The organism is Candidatus Campylobacter infans (genome assembly GCF_013416015.1).
GTDB lineage: Bacteria > Campylobacterota > Campylobacteria > Campylobacterales > Campylobacteraceae > Campylobacter > Campylobacter infans.
The window spans coordinates 992,629-1,011,218 of record NZ_CP049075.1; the positions used below are offsets into that span (position 1 = coordinate 992,629).

Consider the following 18,590-nt stretch of genomic DNA (forward strand, 5'->3'; position numbering starts at 1 on the left):
CGAATTGTAGCACGGCAATATTAAAGCAACTTTATATTATTTGATTTTTTTCATTTACATGTATGATTGTTGGTTGATGGATTTTGGCTTCTTCTAAACTCATACTAGCATAGGCTAAAATTATCACCACATCGCCTATTGCTACTTTTCTAGCTGCTGCGCCGTTTAGGCAAATTTCACCCTTTTTGCCCTCAATCACATAAGTGCTAAATCTTTCGCCATTATTTATATTTAAAATTTGAACCTCTTGGTTGATGAATAATTTGGCTTCTTTTATTAAATCTTTATCTATGCTGATTGAGCCAACATAATTTAAATTTGCATCAGTTACGCTTGCGCGGTGGATTTTTGAATAAAGCATATTTATTTGCATTTTTTACCTTTGATTTTAAAATTTGCTTAAATTTTAAATTATAAATTTTAAAATTTTAATTTTATAGTGTTAATTTTAAGCATTCATTTGTGCTAGCAGTTCGCGCACGCACTCGCTATCGCTAAAATGATATTTTATGCCATTTATTTCTTGATAATCCTCATCGCCCTTGCCTAAGATTACGATTATTTCATCATTTTTAGCAAAATCTAGTGCCATTTTGATCGCTTTTTTTCTATCTACTTCACAAAAAACTTGCGCCTTTGTGTTTGGGTTTATGCCAGCGCGGATTTGTGCTATTATGGAGTTTGGCTCTTCGCTTCTTGGGTTATCGCTTGTGATTATTAGAGTTTTGGCATACCTAGCTGCAATTTCTCCCATTAAAGGGCGTTTTAGCGCGTCCCTATCACCACCAGCACCAAAAACCGCGATAATATCGCGCCCTTGCAAACTTTCAAGCACTTTTAAAATTCCATCAGGCGTATGGGCAAAATCAACTATCACAAGTGGCTTAGAGCTAATTATTTGCATTCTACCAGCTACGCCGTCAAAATCGGCTATGGCTTTAATGATTTTTTCTCCATCAAAACCAAGCATAACGCAAGCACCAAAGGCGCATAAAATATTATAAAGATTAAAACGCCCTTGTAGCTGCGAGCTAAGGTGGTAAATTTTATTATTTGCGCTAATTTCTGCTTTAATACCTTTGCTTAAATCGCTATTTATTATAAAAAAATCTGCTTCTTTTTGGCAAGAATATAATTTAGAATTTGCCTTAAAATATTTTATATTCACATCATCAGCGTTTATCAATTTCATCACATCATCAGCAAAAAAATCACTTTTAGTGCGCGCGTATTCATCAAAGGTTTTATGAAAATCTAAATGATCTTGGCTTAGATTTGTAAAAATTTTAAGTATAAAGGGTAAGGATTGTATGCGCTTTTGAGCTATGGCGTGCGAGCTAACCTCCATCACGCAATACTCACACCCGCGCTGGCTAGCTGTTTTTAGCAAGCTAAGCGTGGCTAAGAATTGATTAGTAGTAAGTCCTTTTGGGGCTAATTGCTCTATATTTTCTTTATTTAATAAAAAAGCGCCCCTTGTGCCTAGATTTAGGCATTTTTGGTTAAGGCGGTTTAAAATGTAAGAAATTAGCGTGGCTGTGGTGGTTTTGCCATTTGTGCCGGTTATGCCTATAATTTTTAAATCTTTTGGGATTTTTGCTAGCTCATACGCCTTGGCTGGGGTGATGATTTGTGCGCCTTTTGCTTTGGCATCGGCTAAAAATTTTTCATTGCTTTTGGTAAGAACAAAATAGCAATTTTTCTCACATTCAAGCGAATTATCACAAATATAATTATCGCTAAGTTTTAAAATCATAACCAGCCCCTTATAAAATTAAATAAATTTTAATCCAAATCACTATCTAGTGGCTTTTCAAGTTTAAAGCCGCCGCCTAAGGCCTTATAAACCTCAACAACCGCATTTGCAATGCCTAATCTAGCCTTAGCATAGCTTAGCCTAGCAGATAGCAAACCACGCTGCGCGTCTAAATACTCCAAATGCGTGCTATAACCTTCTTTAAAGCGCGCCTTAGTAAGCATAAAAACCTTTTGCCACGAATCTCTTAAATTCCTTGAAGCTTTTAATTTTTCGCTGGCATTTTGGCGAAGTTTAAGGGCATCATGAACCTCGCCAAGTGCTGTTTTTAGCGTTTTATCATAGTTTAAAAGACTGGCGTTTTGATCTTTATAGGCAATTTTTGTATTTTGATAAGTGCGCCCAAAATCTAAAAGTGGCATCACCAACGAACCACCATAACTCCAATTCTTAGCTTCATTTACTATCAATCTATCAAACTCAGGGCTAGTATATCCTAAAACGCCAGTTAGACTAATTTTAGGGAAAAAATTAGCGATGCTTACGCCTATTTGGGCGTTTGCTGCTTTTAGGCGTTTAAGTGCAGCTGCTACATCTGGCCTGCGCTCTAAAATATCAGCACCTAAGCCACTAGGGATAGTAGGCGCGCTTATTTCATCGCCCGGCGTTGTTTTTATAAGATCGCCATTTAAAATAAAGCTAGTATCTTTACCGGCTAATAAAGCAAGTGCCGTGCGCGTGCTAATTAAACTATCTTGTAAGCTAACTAGCTGAGATTTAGCATCATCAACGCTAGCTTTTGCTTGCGAATAAACAAGCTCATCGACATTGCCACTTTCATACTCAGCTTTGCGATAAGACAAGGTTTCTTCATAGCTTGCGAGGCTATCTTTTAAAATTTGTTCTTGGTTTTGAAGGCTAACTAGTGTAAAATAAGTATTTGCCACGCTTGTAATTATGCTTAATTTTGCATTTTCATAATCATACTGACTTGCTTTAAAGCTTGCTATGCCAGCTCTTGCACTATTTCTAACACGCCCCCACAAATCTATCTCCCAGCTGGCTGAGCCACTAAGAGAGTGCGAGTTTGAGCTATTTTGATTAGCATTTGCTTTGGTGCTAGATCCACTTAAAGTAGAATTTGGCAAAAACTCAATCTTACTTAGATTCATTTGTATGCGTGCGCGCTCTAAATTGTTTAATGCTATTAATAAATCGCTGTTATTTGCTAATGCGCTAAGGATTAGCTCGTTTAATTTCTCATCATTAAATTCTTGCCACCATTTATCATTTAAATTATATTGCTCAAACTCATAGCGCATTTGCACATTTGTTTGTACCTCAGGCATATCAGGGCGAAACGAACACCCGCTAAGCAAAACAATAAAACCTAACCCAAGCCCAAATTTTATATTTTTAGAAATTTTTAGCTTTTTCATTTTCTTTCCTTAATTTACGCTCGCGGCGGCGATTATTATAACTTTCTAATAAATAAAAAAACAAAGGCACGAAAAATATAGAAATCGTGCTAGCTGCTATCATACCGCCCATAACGCCTGTGCCTATGCTATGCCTGCTAGCTGCGCCAGCGCCAGTGGCTAATGCCATAGGTAAAACACCAAGAGTAAAAGCAAGCGAGGTCATACAAATTGGCCTAAATCGCATTTTTGCTCCGTTAATTGCGGCCTCTGCTATGCTTTTACCATTATGTAAGTGCTCGTTCATAGCAAACTCTACTATCAAAATCGCATTTTTAGCAGCTAAACCTATCAATAAAATTAGCCCGATTTGAAAATACACATCATTATTCAACCCGCGCGCCCAAGTAAATAAAAGCGAACCAAACACCGAAAACGGCACGGCTGTAATTACAGCAAGAGGCATAAGCCATCTTTCATACTGAGCTGCCAAAATCAAAAACACAAAAACCAAGCCAAAAACAAAGGCTTTTGCGCCCGTGCCACTTGCATTTACTTCTTGATAAGAAGTGCCAGACCAGCCTATATTATAAGTTCCATTTGGTAATTCTTCGTGTATTATTTGAGAAATTGCATCTATGGCCTCGCCAGAGCTAAAACCAGTTTGTGGCTCGCCCATCAATTTAGCTGCTGGGAAACCATTAAATCTATCCACGCTATCAGGCCCTAATGAACGCTCCAAGCGCACCAAAGAATCAAGCGCAATTAGCTCACCACTACGACCACGCACATAAAGCGAGTTTATATCATGTGGAGAATCCCTAAAACTAGCCTCAGCCCGCAAATAAACCTTAAAACTTTTACCAAGGATATTAAAGTCATTTACATAATACTGACCTATGGTGGAATTTAAAGTAGAAAAAATATCAGCAATGCTAACGCCAAGCATTTTAATTTTTTCTCTATCCATCGTTAGGTTGTATTGTGGAAAATTTGTATCTAGCGTGGTTCGCACATTTTTAAGCGCTGGATGAGCGTTAGCTTTTGCGGATACTCTTTGCATATCCTCTTCTATTTGATTATAGCTTCTGCCATCTAAATTTTGTGCGTATAGCTCAAAACCACCTGAGAGAGAAAGCCCCATAATCGGTGGTGGCACTAAAACAAAGCTAAGTGCTTGCCTATCCATCATAAAATATTTTTTGTTTAATCTATCGGCTATGGCAAAATTAGAATTTTCATAACCAGAGCGCTCGCTCCAATCCTTTAAGATAAAAAACATAGCCCCAGCATTTTCCCGTGGCGCACCGCCTATTAAATCATATCCAGCTACAAGCCCGATATCTATTACATTTTTATCTTCAAGTGCTATTTGACGCAAAAACTCCATATTAGCTTCTGTGCGGTGCAAGCTAGCAGCAGGCGGCAAGGTAACAGCTGCTAAAATACTGCCTTTATCTTCATTTGGCACCAGGCCTTTTGGTGTAGCCTTAAATAAAAGCATCATCGCCACCATAAAAATCACCACTATCATAAGCGAAAACGCAACATGCCTTATAACCTTAGCAACGCCTGCTGAAAACACGCGAGTAGAAAAATCAAAAAATTCATTAAATTTTCTTACTACCCAAAAAGGTTCCTCTTCTTTTCTTTTCAACAGCATCGCACAAAGTGCTGGCGTAAGCGTAAGTGCCACAAAACCAGAAAAACACACACTTGAAACCAAAGTAAGCGCAAATTGCCTTTGCATAATGCCTACAAAGCCTTCCATAAATGAAACCGGTATAAACACAGCAGAAAGCACAAGCACTATTGAAATAACCGGCGTAGTAATCTCTTTCATAGCTTCTATTGTGGCTTCTTTTACAGAAATATTTAAATTTTCATGTAAAACGCGCTCGACATTTTCTATTACAATAATAGCATCATCTACTACTATACCAATAGCCAAAACCAAGGCAAAAAGCGTAATTAAATTTATAGAAAAACCAAAAGCATAAATACCAATAAAAGCACCACAAATCGACACAGGCACCGCAAGCAATGGTATAAAGGTATAACGCAAAGATCCTAAAAATAAATACATTACAATAGTAACAAGTATCATCGCCTCAATAAAAGTTTTAATAACCTCTTTAATAGATACCTTTACAAATTTTGTATTATCATTAAGCACTGAATAATTTAATCCGCTTGGAAAATTTGGCTTCATTTTTTCAAGTGCTTTTAATACATTATCAACAACTTCTATGGCATTTGCGCTATTTTTTTGAGAGATTATAACAGGCGTCATATTTTTGCCATTTAATTTACCATTTATAATATATGATTCTCCGCCTAATTCTATCCTAGCCACATCTTTTAATCTTAAAAAATTGCCTTTTTCATCGGCTCTTATTATGATATTTTCAAATTCTTTTGCTGTTTTTAAGCGTCCTTCTGGCTGAATGATATACACAAAAGCATTATCTTTTTCCATTGGCATTTGTGCGATTTTACCAGCTGGGTATTGGCTGTTTTGTTCTTGAATGGCAGCTATTACCTCGGTGGTAGTTAGATTATATTGCTTTAATAAATTAGGATTTACCCAAACACGCATAGAATAATCCTTACTACCAAGTGCCATCGCATCACCAACCCCTGGCAAACGCTTTAATTCATCTACGATATTTAATTTAACATAATTATTTAGCTCCACAGCGTCCATCACACCACTTTCATCATAAAATGAAAGAACCGCAAGCATAGAGCCAGATCGCTCAGAAACGCTTACACCAACGCGGCGCACATCTTCTGGCAAGGTATTTAGCACGGGCGAAACTAAGTTATTTACATTTACGCTTGCGGTTTGCGCATCTGTGCTTGTATCAAAATACACATTTAAATTCATCGAACCAGATGAACTTGATGAGCTTTGCATATAAATCATACCCTCAACGCCATTTATTGCATTTTCTAGCGGTGAGGCCACAGTTTCAGCTATGGTAGTAGCGTCAGCACCACTATAAGTAGCTGATATTACAATTTGTGGCGGTGTAAGCTTAGGGTATTCTTCAATAGGCGAAACACTAAGCGATACAAGCCCAGCTATTATTATTATAATAGAAACAACGCTGGCAAATACCGGCCTATTTATGAAAAATTTTGAAAACATTTTTTAGCCTTTATTTAGCGTTTTTGCTGTCATTTTGATCATTTAGGGCTTTTTGCTCTATTATTTGAACCTTTGCGCCTTGACGGATTTTTTTGAAATTATCTAAAATCAGCACATCTCCATCATTTAATCCGCTTGAAACTATATAATTATTGCCATCTTCGCTTGCAATTTTTATATATTTTTTATCTACTACGCCATTATTATAAAGATACACATACGAGCCTTTTATATCTTGTGATATAGCACTTTGTGGCACGGCAAAACTATCTTTTGCATAAAAACCATAAACCTTAACCTTAGTATAAATCCCTGGCCTAATCAAGCCATTTTTATTATCAAATATCGCCTTAGCATCAACCGTGGCCGTGTTTTGATTGATAACATTATCTATAAAAACCAAACTCCCGCTTTGCTCTTGTCCGTTTATTATAATGCTAACGCTAGGTTGAAGTCTTTTCCATGCGCCATTTGCTAGATTATTATCTATATCAAGTCTAGTTATATCAGAAACGCCAAATTTTACAAAAATAGGATCAAATTTACTAAGTCTTACTAATTCATCGCCCACGCTAGCCAAGCTCCCTACATCCTTGCGTGTATCGCCTACTACACCATCAAAAGGTGCGGTTACTTGCGAATACTCTAAATCTATTTGAGCATTTTTCATATTAGCTTGTGCTGTTTTTACATTAGCTTCTGCTTGATTTAGCGTAGCTATGGCAGCATCATAATCTTTTTGTGCGATGGCATTTTTAGCACGCAAAGATTTGGCTCTGGCATAATCAGCTTGTGCTTTTTGGCTTTGTGAGAGCGCAGCTTGATAACTACCTTGGGCGCTCTCAAATACAGCCTTATATTTAGCCTCATCGATTTTATAAAGTCTATCACCTAAGCTAACAGCTTGACCAGGGGCAAAAAACTGCTCTTCTATCGTGCCACTAACTTTTGCACGCACTACCACATCTAAATCACTCACAGTTTGTCCGTTAAATTCCAAAGTAAGTGGTAAATCCGCCTTTTTTAAGGTCATTGTCGTAACAGGCAAGGCCATTTGACCTTTTTGTTCTTGCTCTTTACCACAGCCACTAATAAATAGCGCCAAAACTCCCAAACCGCACAATAATAATTTATTCATGCATGCCTTCCTTAGTTTTATCTTAAATTTTAAATGAAAACTGAGTGTAGCCAAAAAAAGTAAAAATATGGGTAAATTAATTATAAATTTTTATTAACTATTCTTAGCTTTAAGCTCAAATTTTATTTTTACTCTTTAATAAAATTTGCTAAAATGCGCCCGCTTAAATTAAAGGTAGAATATGGCAAAAACTAAAAGCATTTTTGAGTGTCAAGCATGCGGATATCAATGCGGCAAATGGCTGGGCAAATGCCCAAATTGCGGAGCTTTTGAGAGTATAAGCGAGCTAAGTGCTGAGCAAATTAAAAGCTTAGAGCAAATAAAATCCCACACACTAAACAAACAAAGCGCACAAAGCATTACAGATATACAAATACAAAGCATTTCACGCATTAGCACAGGCGATAGCGAGCTTGATATAGTTCTTGGTGGAGGTTTGGTTGCTGGTTCGCTGGTTTTAGTTGGTGGTAGTCCTGGCATCGGCAAATCCACCTTGCTTTTAAAAATCGCCTCAAATCTAGCAAGTAGCACCGCCTCACCTGTGTTATATGTAAGCGGCGAAGAAAGCCAAAGCCAAATAAAAATGCGTGCTACGCGCTTAAATGCCGAGCATAAAGAATTATATTTATTAACGCAAATAAACCTAGATGAAATCATCGCTGAAATTTCAAAACGCGATTATAAGGTGCTTATAATTGATTCAATCCAAACTCTTTATAGCGATAAAATTAGCTCAACGCCCGGCTCAATCTCACAAGTTAGAGAAATCACCTTTGAGCTTATGCGCCTTGCAAAGGCTAAAAATATCAGCGTTTTTATCATCGGGCATATTACCAAAGAAGGCTCTATTGCAGGGCCTAGAATTTTAGAACATATGGTTGATGTGGTGTTGTATTTTGAGGGCGATTCTAGTAGGGAGTTGCGGATTTTGCGTGGATTTAAGAATCGTTTTGGCTCTACAAGCGAGGTTGGGATTTTTGAAATGAGCGAACGAGGGTTAATTAGCGCAAAAGATGCGAGTTCTAAATTTTTTACGCGCGGGCTAGCAACTAGTGGCTCAGCAATCACAGTTACAATGGAGGGTTCGCGCGCGCTAATTGTGGAGATTCAAGCCTTAGTTTGTGAAAGCAGCTATCCAAAACGAAGCACCACGGGCTTTGAAAAAAACAGGCTTGATATGATTTTAGCGTTATTAGAGCGTAAATTAGAGCTTATGCTGGGGCATTATGATGTTTTTATAAATGTTACTGGCGGGGTCAAAATCAATGAAACTGCTTGCGATTTAGCTGTGGTCGCTGCTATTATTTCAAGTTTTAAAAATCGCCCAATTAGCAAAGAGAGCATTTTTATTGGCGAGCTAAGCTTAAATGGCGAAATACGCGATGTTTTCAACCTTGATGCCAGGCTAAATGAAGCCAAAATGCAACATTTTAAAAATGTGATTTGCCCTAGCAAACCTACAAGTAAATTTGAAGGGCTTAAAATTTATAGCACCAAGCAAATAACCCAAATGCTAGAATGGATGTAAAGATGATATTTTGTGAGCAAGATTATCCAAAAATTTTAGATGAAATTTTAAGTTTTGCTTTAATGAAATTTAGCAAGCTTGGTGGAGGTATTGAGCTTTTATTTATTGATAGTGCTAAGATGCAAGAGCTAAATTTCAAACAACGCGCTAAAAATAACCCCACTGATGTGCTAAGCTTTCCTTATGAGCAAGGTTTTATTGATTTGCTTGGCTCTATTGTGATTTGCGTGGATTTTGTAAAGCAAAAAGCAGATGAATTAAAACACAGCCAAGATGATGAAATAGCCTTGCTTTTTACGCACGGCTTGCTTCATATTTTAGGCTTTGATCACGAAAACGATAGCGGGCAAATGCGCCAGGCTGAGCATTTGATAATATCGCATTTTAATCTACCAAAAAGCCTGATAATAAGAAATTCCAACTAAAAGAGGCCAAATGAAAACAGATAAAATTATGCTAGCTTGTGGTGGCGGTGGCGAAGAAATGAACGAGCTAATAAATGATGTGATTTTTAAAATTTTCGATAATGAAATTTTAAGGCGTGGCGATGATAGTGCGGTGCTGGATTTTGCGGAGTTTTTGCCAAATTTTAAAAATCTAGCATTTAGCACAGATAGCTTTGTAGTAAGCCCTTTAATCTTTGAAGGTGGCGACATAGGCAAGCTAGCAGTGTGTGGGACGATAAATGATTTGGCTATGGTTGGCGCTAGGGCGCTTTATTTGAGTTGTGCTTTGATAATTGAAGAAGGTTTTAGCCTTAGCAAACTTAAAAAAATCCTTGAAAGTATGAAAAATACAGCAGAAGATGCTGGTGTAAAAATAATATGTGGCGATACAAAAGTAGTGCCAAAGGGTGCTTGCGATGGGCTTTTTATCAACACATCAGGCATCGCGCTCACAAAACACAAAGCCCGACTCTCTCGCCTAAAAGCTGGGGCTAAAATTTTATTAAGTGGCGATATAGGCGCGCATGGAGCTACTTTGATGGCTAGCAGGCATAATATGCAAAGCAAGCTAAAAAGTGATTGTAAATGCTTACATAATATAGTTTTTGAGCTTTTGGATGCAAAAATTGATGTGCTTTGTATGCGCGATGCTACGCGTGGCGGGCTAAGTGCTGTGCTAAATGAATGGGTTAATGCTAGCAATAAAAGCATTAAAATTTATGAAAGCAAAATAGCTGTTAGCGATGAAGTAATGGGGATTTGTGAGCTTTTGGGATTTGAGGCTTATGAATTAGCAAATGAAGGAACATTTATCTTAGCCCTAGATGAAAAAGACGAAAGCAAAGCACTTGAAATTTTAAAAAAGCACAATCAACACGCAGCTTGCATAGGGCAAATTTTAAATGAAAATCCCGTGCTAAAAAATAAAGCCTGCGTAATTTTAGAAAATGCTTATGGAGCTAGTAGATTTTTACAAGCGCCAAAGGGCGAATTGCTGCCTAGGATTTGCTAGATTGTGGCATTTTTGTGTAAAATTTGTAGTATTTTGCTACAATTAAAAATCATAAAATTTTAAAGGCATAAAATGCACGAATTATCAATAGTTCAAGATCTTTTTAAACTTTGTGAAACAAACGCTATGCAAAATGCTAGCAAGCAAATCTGTAAAATAGAAATACAAATCGGGCGTTTAAGCGGGGTTGAGCCTTATTATTTAAAAAATGCCTTTGATGCGTTTAAAATAGGCACGATTTGTGCTGATGCCGAGCTTTTGATACAAATCCAAGATATAATGATTGAATGCGCTGATTGCGGGTTTAATAGCTATATAGAATTAGATGAGTTTTTATGCCCAAATTGCAAAAGCAAAAATATCAAAGTAACAGCTGGTGAGGATATTTTGCTAATGCGTTTAGAGATGATTTAATCGCGTTTTATAGATTTTTACAACTTTAAAATTTTAATTTTTTTTTTAAAATTTCACTGTAAATTTTAAAATTTGCTTAATTTTTACTTTTTATCGCTTTAAATTAAGCCAAATTTTAAAATCCTCTTACCATTTTATAATCTATCAAAGCCTTGGCAACCACGCCCTTATCTATATTTATATGGCAAGCAAGGCAATTTGATTTAGATTTTATTTTTTCATTTTTAAAAATTTCGGGCTTAATTTTTTTATGTTTTTTTATCCAATATTCATTTTGGGTGATGGCGATATTTTCATCATTTTTAGCGTATTTTAAAATATTAAATGCTATTTTATTAGCATTATTTTGGGCGCTATTTGCTTGTAAAAAGGCTAAAATTCTTTTATTTGTAGCTTCATCAATGCTTGCATCATCGCCAAAATGATTTTCTAAATCAGCCATCATAAGCTCCCAAGATTTTTTAGGCAAAAACCAAGGCGCATAAGCCATATGGCAACTAGCGCATTCTTTCATAAACTCAGCATTTTGCGCACCAAAATCACTAAAAACAGCGCGCGATTTTAAAATAAAATTTTGTTCATCTAAAAAATAAATCAAAGCCCCAAAAAGCCCAAAAATCCATATAAAAGTAAAGATTTTTTGGAAATTATTAAAAGTTATAGTTTCATTTTTTAAGCTTAATTTATAGCCAGTAAGCATGGCATTTAAGGCATCATTTTTGTAAATAAACTTATCAATCAAAGCACCACAAGTGTGGATTATTATCAAGCCTAAAAGCGCATTTGCCGATATTTTATGTAAAGGCTCGGCAAAAGCAAATTTAACATATTCATCATACAAAAAAGCAAAAATTCCGCTATTTTCATTTATTCCATATAAAATTAAACCAGAGCCAGCACAAACTAGCCCTAAGATCAGCATTAAAATAATCGCCACACAAGATGCTGGATTATGCCCTAAATACCGCTTTTTTTGCCCAAAAAACGAAGCAAAATATCCAAATAAATCCCTAAAATTAAAATCACTAAATTTTGAATATTTTGTGCCGATAAAACCCCAAATTATCCTAAAAATCAAAGCCAGAGCAAAAAGCGCGCCAAAGACTATATGCCAATACAATGCGCCCTTCATATCGCTTAAAATATAAGCAAATATAAAGGTTAAAATTAGCCACAAATGACTAAATCTAAGCCCAAAGCCCCAAATATAGCTTTTAATCACGCCAAGCCCCATAATTTGGTATTTCTATGCTTTTTTTGCCATAAATACCTTGCTCGGCTTTTTTATGACAGGCAATACAATTTGATAAAGATTTTACTTCTTTTTGCGTTATCATCCATTTTTCAAGATTTTTATGCTTTTTGATGTGATATGGAATTTGCGTGATTGATTCATACAAAACGCCAGGTTGAAGCGATTTTGTAATCTTTGCGCTTCTTTTATACTCCATTGCTTTATCGCTTGAATTTGCCAAAATATATTCTAGCAAATCCTTATGCTCGCTTTCATCTAAGCTAGCATCGCTGCCATAGTGGTTTTGTAAATTCGCCATAATATGCTCCCAAGATTTTTGGGGCAAAAGCCCAGGCGCATAGCCAAAATGACAACTAGCACATTCTTTTTTATATAATTGATTATCCACAGGTTTTATTTCAAGACGCCCTTTTGCATTTAAGCTAAAAACTAGCGCAAAAATCAGCATTAAAATTTTCATTTTTTATCCTTATTGATTGATTAAATAATAAAGCACATCGCCTTTTTCTAGCGCGCTGCCTTCGCGCAAATACACATCTTTAAAATTTCGCCTTAGCCATTTTTTTACCTCTTTTACATCGCTTAATCTTACAGGATTTGCCCTGGGCGAAAGTGGCGCAATTATTTTATTTGTGAAAATATTTTGATGTTCTTTGCTTAAATCCACACCATGACAGCTTTGGCAAGAGATATTTTGCCCATCTTTACCGATATTTTTAGTGCTAAAAATTATCTCACCACGCTTAGCATTAAAATCTACAAAATTTGCATTATCGCTTTTGGCTTGTAGTTTTAATTCTTCGATATAATCGCTCATTTGAGCATTAAACTCTGCCCCGCATAAAATACTAGCGCCCAAAAGCCCAATAAAAGTTTTTTTCATCTTACCCCCTTAAAAAAACGCCAATTATAAAAGAAAATGTTTATTTTATGTGAAATTAAAATTTTAAATATAATGTATAAATTTTGGAATTTTAAAAAAGAAAGGTTTTGGCCAAAATCTTAGCCAAAACCATAAAATTTTATTAAATTAATACCCTAAAAGAGCCACGAATCCTTGGATCACCACAGCATTTACAATGTCTATAAAAAATGCCCCACAAAGTGGCACGATGATAAAGGCAATCGCACTCATACCGTAGTTTTTACAAACTGCTTGCATATTTACCATCGCCGTAGGTGTAGCCCCAAGCCCAAATCCACAATGCCCAGCAGCAAGCACAGCCGCATCATAATCCTTACCACAAAATTTAAATGTTACAAAAATCGCATAAAATATCATTATCACGCTTTGAACTAGTAAAATTACTAAAATCGGCACAGCAAGGCTTGCTAATTGAAGTAGATTTATACTCATCAACGAAAAAGCCAAAAACAAAGCAAGGCTTACATTACCTATCATCGCTACTTCTCTATCAAAAACCTCGTGTATATTAAGCGCACCAAGCACATTACGCAAAATCACCCCACAAAATAAGCAATACACAAAAGTAGGCAGCGTCCAGCTTAGCTCAAAGCTCTTAACCCAAACAGCTAACCCCGACCCAACAAAAAGACAAATTGCAATAAGCGAAACACTCTCAATAAAAGTATTTTGCGTAATTCTACGCTCCATATCGGCTTGTTCAAAGCTTGTAGCACTATCAACTGAGGCGGTTGGCTTTTCTTGCGTGCTAACTAAGGCGTGCTTTTTAATAAGATAAGCTGCCACGGGACCTCCGATAATGCCACCAACAACAAGCCCAAAAGTAGCACTAGCCATCGCAACCTCCATCGCACCGCTAAAATTATATGGAGCCTTGCTAAACTCCACAGCCCACGCAGCGCCCGTACCGTGTCCGCCACTCATTGTAATAGAACCTGATAAAAGCCCCAGCAATCCATCTTGTCCCATTAATTTAGCCACGCTTATGCCTGCGACATTTTGGATAATTAACATAACACAAATCACGCCCAAAAACACAAAAAGCCTTTTACCGCCTTTTTTAAGCGAGCCAAAATCAGCCATCAATCCTATACTTGTAAAAAACGCAAGCATTAGCGGATCTTTTAGCCCGCCATCAAACTTAAACTCCACATCGCCCACAAGCCTAAATATTAAAAACACGCTTGCTGCGATAAGTCCGCCTACAACAGCCTCAGGGATATTATAAAAACGCAAAAAATGCACTCTGCGAATTATAAACCCACCAAGCAACAAAACCAGTGCCATCAGCACAAAAGTAGCATAGAAATCAAATGAAATCGTTTGCATAGCTCTCCTTTTGATAAAATGCCTTGATTATAGCATTAGCGTGCTTAAATTCCAGCAAGATAAATAAATATTTAATAAAATTTAAGGAATTTTTTATGCTTTGTTTAAAAATACTATCTAGCGCGCGTATTTAATGCGCGCCAAATTTTAATAGGGGTTAAAATTTTAAGATATTCAAAATTTTAATGCGCGCCATTTACCACGCATTAAATTAAAATTTTAAAATAATAAAATTTTTAAAGAGCTTTTAGCATAATTTTATTTAATCTTTTACAAAATTGCGGGGCATCTTCTATATTCATACCAAGAGCCAAACGCGCGCTATCAAAAAGCAAACTAGTAATATCATTTAGCAGTAATTCATTATCTTTTAACTTAGCAAAAAGCTCGTGTTTAGCGTTAATTTCTAAAATCGGCTTGATTTTTGGCGCTTCGTGCCCCATTTGTTTTAGCATTGATTGCATAGCAAAATCAGGGTCGTTTTTATCAAAAACAATACAAGCTGGCCAATCAGCTAGCCTTGATGAAATGCGCACATCTTTTACATCATCTTTTAAAATTTCTTTCATCTTAGCTAAAATGCCATTAAGTTCGGTATTTTCTGCTGTTTTCTCATCTTTGTTTGTGTTTAGTTCTTCGTCTGTGCTAGTTGAGTTTATATTTTTTATAGAAGTGCCATCAAACTCGCTAACCATCGGCATTACAATAGTATCGATTTCTTCATCACAAATTAACACATTTATATTTTGAGCCTTAAAACCTTCAAGCAATGGAGAGTTTTTTAATAAATTTTCATTTTGTCCGCTTATATAATAAATGCTTTTTTGATTTTCTTGCATCTTTTCTTTGTATTGGCTAAGCGTGATTAGCTCGTCATTTAGCGATGATTTAAACAAGCAAAGTTTTAAAATTTCATCTTTATTGCTAGCAAAACCATAAAGCCCTTCTTTTAAAACCTTGCCAAATAGTTTAAAGAATTTTTTGTATTTTTCAAAATCGCTTTTTTGGAGTTTTTCAAGCTCACTAAGGATTTTTTTAACGCTTTGATCTTTTACGCTAGCAAGAATGCGATTTTCTTGTAAAATTTCTCTACTAACATTTAAAGGCAAATCTTCAACATCCATAATTCCGCGCACAAAACGCAAATAACTTGGCAAAAGCTCTTTTGCATCATCTGTAATAAACACGCGCTTTACATATAATTTTACGCCACTTTCATAATCCATTCTAAATAAATCAAAAGGCTCATTACTTGGGATATAAAAAAGCGTGGTGTATTCTATTTTGCCCTCAGCTTTTGTGTGAATATGCATCAGTGGCTCTGCGCTATCGTGGCTGATTTGTTTGTAAAACTCATCATAATCGCTTTGTTTTAAGCTAGCTTTATTTAACTGCCACAGCGCGCTAGCTTTATTTAACTGCTTATTTACGCTTTCATAATGCCCTTCATTTTTGCCAGCCTCTTTTTCTTCTTGGCTTGGAGCTACCCATTCGTCCATATCCATAAAAATAGGATATGAAATGTGGTTTGAATATTTTTTAATAATCCCATCTATGCGAAAACTCTCACAATACTCATCATCTTTTAAATGCAAAATTATTTGCGTGCCAAAACTATCTTTTTGGCATTTGCTAATCTCATAGCCGTTTGTATCGCTAGTCCATAAAAAAGCTTGATTTGTGCCAGCTTTTAGGCTTTTTACCTCAATTTTATCAGCTACCATAAAGGCCGAATAAAAGCCCACGCCAAATTGACCAATCAACTGAGCATCTTTTTTAGCATCACCACTAAGCTTGCTTAAAAAGCCCTTTGTGCCGCTATTTGCGATAGTGCCAAGATTAGCAATTAGCTCGGCTTCATCCATACCTATGCCATTATCGCTAATGCTTAAAATTTTTTTATCTTTATCAAGTTCAAGCCAAATTTTAGGCGTCCAGCCATCGCAAATACTTTTATATTCATCATTTGTCAGGCTTAAATAATTTAGCTTATCAAGAGCATCGCTAGCATTTGATACCAACTCACGCAAAAATATTTCTTTATTTGAATACAGCGAATGAATCATTAGATTAAGTAAATCGCCTACTTGTGCGCCAAATTCGTGTTTTGCCATAGTTATCCTTTATAAATTTTAAAATTTAAAAAGCTTGATTATAACACACTAAAAGAAAATTTTAAGTTGCTAAATTTTAAACAAAACTTAAATTAAAATTTGAAAGATTTTTAATAATATTTAAAAGCGCATAAGCAAATTTTAAAGCAAAATTATAATTTGATAAGATCGTGTTTTACTTAAAATTTTAAGTAAAACACGCAAAATTAGTTTAAATTATTTTACTATTGTAATAAATTTTACATCAATTTCATTACGCCTAAAAGTATCGCTATCTACTTCGCCACGGATTTGGACGGTATCATTTGGGCCAGCTTGAACCCCATACCATTCATCATCGTCTATTTCTATGATGATTGTGCCTGTGTTATCGCTAAATTCGTATTTTTCGTGTGCTACTTGGCGAGTGATTTTGCCAGTTAGCGTTACTATTGTATCATCATAAGCATTTAGCGCGCCTTGGACTGTATTTACAGCAACTGCGCCAGGACCTGTAAATCCGCCCATATTCGCATTTACATTTGCGTTTGCGTTTGCGTTTGTGCCTGCGTTAAAACCGCCAGCTGCATTTAGCGAACCAGCCAAAGCAAGTGCTAAAACACTACTAATAAGAACTTTTTTCATTGTTACCCCTTTTATTGAATTGTAAGCGCCATTTTAACGGAGTTTTGTTAAGCTTTTGTGAAAATTAAAGCAAGTTTTTTAAAATTTCTTGTGCTTGAACGCTAAACTCATTTTTTCTTAAATGCGCCTTACAAAACTCAACTATTAGCCCGTGATAGCGCGCTAAAAGCATCGCAAGGCTAATTTGTGGATATTTACTTTGAACCTCGCTTATCTCCTCAAGCCATTCTCTTGTGCTTTCATAATCATCAAACTCATAGCCCAAAAATCCCAAAAGCACAGCCGTGTATTTATCAACCACCATATATTCGCGCTCGCAAGCATAGCAAAGTATGCTATAAACGCTCTCAAAACCTAAGCCATTTTGAGATAAAAGCCACTCTTTGCTAACATTTTCTTTAAAATTTTCAAAATTGCCAAACTTATTTAAAATATTTTTACACAACAGACTTAATCTTTTTGCCTTGGTGTTATAAAATCCGCTTGGTTTAATTAGCCTTGCAAGCTCGCTAACTTCGAGTTTTGCTACATCGCTAAGATTTGTTATATTAGCATTTTGTAAATTTTGCGTGGCTTTTTTCACATTTTCGTATTTTGTGTTTTGCCCTAAAATACTCTCAACCACAATCCAAAACGAACCATAATTTGGCCACCAATTAAGCGGGGCAATCTCATTAAAATTTATTGAGCGTTCAAGGCAAAAATAAAGATCAGAACTAGTCATTTTTATCCTTATTTGCTTTATAAAATTGCATTGCAGTGCGCGCTGAGCGAATGCCTTTAATGCTTGCGTAATTCATACTTTCATTATGCAATTTTTTTATTTTCTGTGCATTTAAAATTTTAATATTAAATAAATTATCTATTATATTTAAATATTCATTCATTTCAAGCTCATAAAAACTTAAATGCAAGCCAAATCTATCAGCTAGGCTTAAACTCTCGCGGCTATTTTCTCGCATCGTGATGTAATCATCGCTATTTGGCTCTTGCTTAATTATGTGCTTGCGATTTGTCGTAGCGTAAAATAATACATTTTCAGGGCTAGCTTCAATGCTACCTTCAAGCAATCTTTTAATCTGGCTAATGCCCTTATCGCCTAGCTCAAAACTAAAATCATCACAAAAAACAATAAAGCGATAATTTGGTGCTTTTTTGGCAGCTTTTAGCACCTTGTGTAAGTTTTTTAACTCTTCTTTGCCAAGCTCAATTAAGCGTAAATTTTCATTCATAAATTTACAAAATACCGCCCTAACCAAACTTGACTTACCACAACCCATTTCGCCCCATAAAAGTGCGTGGTTAGCGTTATTTGCGCCGTTTTTGATAAATTTTATGGTATTTGCTAAAAGTTCGTTTTTTTGCGTGTTTAAGCCATAAAGATCGTCTAAATGCGTAAAAGCAATATTTTCTACTGCTTTTAGTTTGGAGTTTCGCATTATCGCTGCTTTTGTATTTTGCCAATTTATTTTCATCA

Annotated in this window: 17 protein-coding genes; 4 read left to right on the forward strand and 13 right to left on the reverse strand. The window is 35.9% G+C overall.

The features are described from left to right. Positions 1 to 31: 31 nt before the first annotated feature. From panD to CINF_RS05040, 5 genes are all read right to left on the reverse strand, one after another. Positions 32 to 373 (reverse strand): aspartate 1-decarboxylase, encoded by a 342-nt coding sequence (panD, locus tag CINF_RS05020; protein ID WP_178695322.1) that lies wholly within the window; start codon positions 371 to 373, stop codon positions 32 to 34. Between the two features lie 75 nt (positions 374 to 448). Then, positions 449 to 1,756 (reverse strand): UDP-N-acetylmuramoyl-L-alanyl-D-glutamate--2,6-diaminopimelate ligase, encoded by a 1,308-nt coding sequence (locus CINF_RS05025; protein ID WP_179974716.1) that lies wholly within the window; start codon positions 1,754 to 1,756, stop codon positions 449 to 451. A 29-nt stretch (positions 1,757 to 1,785) separates the two neighbouring features. After that, entirely contained in the window at positions 1,786 to 3,195 is a 1,410-nt protein-coding gene (locus CINF_RS05030; protein ID WP_179974717.1) for an efflux transporter outer membrane subunit, read from the reverse strand. Beyond that, positions 3,173 to 6,328: an efflux RND transporter permease subunit gene (locus CINF_RS05035; RefSeq protein WP_179974718.1), complete on the reverse strand. Its 3,156-nt coding sequence runs from the start codon at positions 6,326 to 6,328 to the stop codon at positions 3,173 to 3,175. The genes CINF_RS05030 and CINF_RS05035 overlap by 23 nt, the downstream gene beginning before the upstream one ends. A 10-nt stretch (positions 6,329 to 6,338) precedes the next feature. Continuing rightward, the gene (locus CINF_RS05040) at positions 6,339 to 7,466 is read right to left on the reverse strand and encodes an efflux RND transporter periplasmic adaptor subunit (protein ID WP_179974719.1); all 1,128 of its coding nucleotides are present in this window, start codon (positions 7,464 to 7,466) and stop codon (positions 6,339 to 6,341) included. A gap of 181 nt (positions 7,467 to 7,647) precedes the next feature. Here CINF_RS05040 and radA point away from each other — a divergent pair, with 181 nt between their 5' ends. The 4 genes from radA to CINF_RS05060 all read left to right on the forward strand — a co-directional run bounded on the left by radA (position 7,648) and on the right by CINF_RS05060 (position 10,866). After that, a complete protein-coding gene (gene radA, locus CINF_RS05045; protein ID WP_179974720.1) occupies positions 7,648 to 8,994 on the forward strand; it encodes a DNA repair protein RadA in 1,347 nt (448 codons plus the stop codon). Positions 8,995 to 8,996: 2 nt separating this feature from the next. Beyond that, positions 8,997 to 9,419: an rRNA maturation RNase YbeY gene (gene ybeY / locus CINF_RS05050; RefSeq protein ID WP_179974721.1), complete on the forward strand. Its 423-nt coding sequence runs from the start codon at positions 8,997 to 8,999 to the stop codon at positions 9,417 to 9,419. A 10-nt stretch (positions 9,420 to 9,429) separates the two neighbouring features. After that, positions 9,430 to 10,452 carry a hydrogenase expression/formation protein HypE gene (hypE, locus tag CINF_RS05055; RefSeq protein WP_179974722.1) on the forward strand — a complete coding sequence of 341 codons (1,023 nt, stop codon included), beginning with the start codon at positions 9,430 to 9,432 and terminating at the stop codon, positions 10,450 to 10,452. Positions 10,453 to 10,524: 72 nt separating this feature from the next. Then, entirely contained in the window at positions 10,525 to 10,866 is a 342-nt protein-coding gene (locus tag CINF_RS05060; RefSeq protein ID WP_178695329.1) for a hydrogenase maturation nickel metallochaperone HypA, read from the forward strand. Between the two features lie 115 nt (positions 10,867 to 10,981). Here CINF_RS05060 and CINF_RS05065 read toward each other — a convergent pair whose 3' ends face one another. From CINF_RS05065 to CINF_RS05100, 8 genes are all read right to left on the reverse strand, one after another. Then, positions 10,982 to 12,088: a cytochrome b/b6 domain-containing protein gene (locus tag CINF_RS05065; protein ID WP_179974723.1), complete on the reverse strand. Its 1,107-nt coding sequence runs from the start codon at positions 12,086 to 12,088 to the stop codon at positions 10,982 to 10,984. Continuing rightward, on the reverse strand, positions 12,081 to 12,581 hold the full coding sequence (locus CINF_RS05070) for a diheme cytochrome c (RefSeq protein ID WP_179974724.1): 501 nt from the start codon (positions 12,579 to 12,581) through the stop codon (positions 12,081 to 12,083). The genes CINF_RS05065 and CINF_RS05070 overlap by 8 nt, the downstream gene beginning before the upstream one ends. Before the next feature lie 9 nt (positions 12,582 to 12,590). Next, on the reverse strand, positions 12,591 to 13,004 hold the full coding sequence (locus CINF_RS05075; protein ID WP_179974725.1) for a DUF1924 domain-containing protein: 414 nt from the start codon (positions 13,002 to 13,004) through the stop codon (positions 12,591 to 12,593). A gap of 147 nt (positions 13,005 to 13,151) precedes the next feature. Further along, positions 13,152 to 14,375: a sodium/glutamate symporter gene (gene gltS / locus CINF_RS05080; protein ID WP_178695333.1), complete on the reverse strand. Its 1,224-nt coding sequence runs from the start codon at positions 14,373 to 14,375 to the stop codon at positions 13,152 to 13,154. A gap of 236 nt (positions 14,376 to 14,611) precedes the next feature. After that, the gene (gene htpG, locus CINF_RS05085) at positions 14,612 to 16,489 is read right to left on the reverse strand and encodes a molecular chaperone HtpG (protein ID WP_179974726.1); all 1,878 of its coding nucleotides are present in this window, start codon (positions 16,487 to 16,489) and stop codon (positions 14,612 to 14,614) included. 216 nt (positions 16,490 to 16,705) lie between these two features. After that, positions 16,706 to 17,113 carry a YgiW/YdeI family stress tolerance OB fold protein gene (locus tag CINF_RS05090; RefSeq protein WP_179974727.1) on the reverse strand — a complete coding sequence of 136 codons (408 nt, stop codon included), beginning with the start codon at positions 17,111 to 17,113 and terminating at the stop codon, positions 16,706 to 16,708. A gap of 64 nt (positions 17,114 to 17,177) precedes the next feature. Next, positions 17,178 to 17,837, reverse strand: a complete 660-nt coding sequence (locus CINF_RS05095) for a 3-methyladenine DNA glycosylase (RefSeq protein WP_179974728.1) — start codon at positions 17,835 to 17,837, stop codon at positions 17,178 to 17,180. Beyond that, the gene (locus CINF_RS05100) at positions 17,830 to 18,588 is read right to left on the reverse strand and encodes a DUF815 domain-containing protein (protein ID WP_179974729.1); all 759 of its coding nucleotides are present in this window, start codon (positions 18,586 to 18,588) and stop codon (positions 17,830 to 17,832) included. The genes CINF_RS05095 and CINF_RS05100 overlap by 8 nt, the downstream gene beginning before the upstream one ends. Positions 18,589 to 18,590 lie beyond the last annotated feature (2 nt).